The sequence below is a fragment of the Microvirga sp. GN3 genome (genome assembly GCF_055792825.1).
In genome coordinates, this window is the sequence record NZ_JBVVAK010000360.1 from 1 (window position 1) to 1,671 (window position 1,671).

General features: G+C 62.7%; 1 protein-coding gene and 1 pseudogene. One reads left to right on the forward strand and one right to left on the reverse strand.

Going from position 1 to position 1,671, the window contains the following annotated elements; genetic code table 11:
• The first annotated feature begins 201 nt into the window (after positions 1 to 201).
• Positions 202 to 1,466, forward strand: a pseudogene (locus tag ACS5Q1_RS47785) (IS701 family transposase).
• Here the strand turns inward: ACS5Q1_RS47785 and ACS5Q1_RS47790 are convergent.
• The coding region (locus tag ACS5Q1_RS47790) for a hypothetical protein (RefSeq protein ID WP_473104767.1) at positions 1,438 to 1,671 on the reverse strand (234 nt) is incomplete at its 5' end. The pseudogene ACS5Q1_RS47785 and the gene ACS5Q1_RS47790 overlap by 29 nt on opposite strands.

The following is a 1,671-nucleotide window of genomic DNA, read 5'->3' on the forward strand; positions in this document are numbered from 1 at the left end:
ATGCTGTATTGCTCGACGGACTGCCTCTGTCGTTGTGGCGCTCCCATGGAGAACCTGGCCCATAGCGCATCCCTCCATTCCGGCGATAAGAATGCACCATCAAACCCCGGGATCAAACATCTAGCACTACTTTGGCAGGTCTGAGGAACTGAGGAGCGCTGCCGACTTCTTCCACTGAAGGATTTTCCACGGGAGGTCGTCATGAGCACCTCAGTTGCGTGGGCACACGAACTTCAGTCCTGGCTCGAACCTTTCCTCACACCCCTTCGGCATCCGGCCCGCCGGCGCATGTGCCCGCTCTATGTGGCAGGCCTGATCGGTCCCGGCGCGCGCAAGAGCCTGCAACTGATCGCGGCTCGGGTGGCGCCTGCCGACTACGACCAACTCCATCACTTCGTCACCGTGGGTCCGTGGGACGAGGCACCGCTCGAAGCCGAGCTCCTGGCCTAGGCCAACCGACTTGTCGGCGGACCTGACGCCGTCCTGGTGATCGATGACACCGCCCTGCTCAAGAAGGGCACTCACTCGGTTGGGGTTGGTCCACAGTATGCCGGGATAGTGGGCAAGAACGCCAATTGTCAGAGCCTGGTCTCGCTCACGCTTGCCAAGAGGGAGGTGCCGATCCCACTTGTCTTGCGGCTGTTTCTGCCGGAGACGTGGATTAAGGATCCGGAACGCCTGCAGCACGCCGGGGTGCCCGAGGCATTCTGGGTGGAGCGCTCCAAGCCCGAGATCGCATTGGCGGAACTCCAGCGGCTCATGCAAGCTGGTGTGAGCTTCGGGGCGGTGCTGGCCGATGCCGGCTATAGCGTGAGCGGGTCCTTCCGCCAGTCGCTCACCGCTCTAGGCCTGTGGTGGGCAGTCGGAACAGTCCGCATCCAGAAGGTCTACCCAGCTGATGTGCAGATGATCGCCTCGGCGATGACGCGCGGACGCCCTCGCAAGACGCTGATCCCGGATCAAGAGTCAGTGGCAGCCGAGATCGTGCTGGCGAAGGCCCATTGGCGTCGGATCACGTGGCGGCGCGGCATCAAAGGGCCCTTGCTGGCGAGATTTGCCGCCATGCGCGTGCGGGTCGCCGATGGACCGGCGGTTCAGCTGGGCAGGCAGGCCACTCAGCATCTGCCCGGCGAGAAGGTCGGGCTGGTGGGCGAACGCCGATCGTCAGGCGAGCGCAAATACTATTTCTCTAACTTGCCGCCCGACGCGACGTTGAAGCAGCTGGCGTCTCTCATCAAGGCACGCTGGGTGTGCGAGCAGGCGCACCAGCAGTTGAAAGAGGAGCTCGGTCTCGATCACTTCGAGGGCCGCTCGTGGCGCGGGTTGCATCGGCATGCGCTGCTGACGCTGATTGTCTACCTGTTCCTGCAGCATCTGCGTTTGCAGGCAGTCAAAGGGGAAAAAAGAGAAGCCAGCGGGCCACCACCACAACCCAGCTTACCGGCCATCCGGCGCATGCTGCTTGATCATCTGACGCGCGCCATGCACCTGCGATGTCCGATCTGCCGGGCTCGCTTCACCCTCGGTTCCATGATGGGACTGCCAAAGTAGTGCTTCTGTAATGGGCCGTTGGGTGTCAATCCCCTGAGTGACTGTCCTGTCGCCGAAGTCTTGCTTCTGTTCGGGGTCGGCGCGAGGCCGCCCCACCATGCCATCAGAGAGGATGCGGTC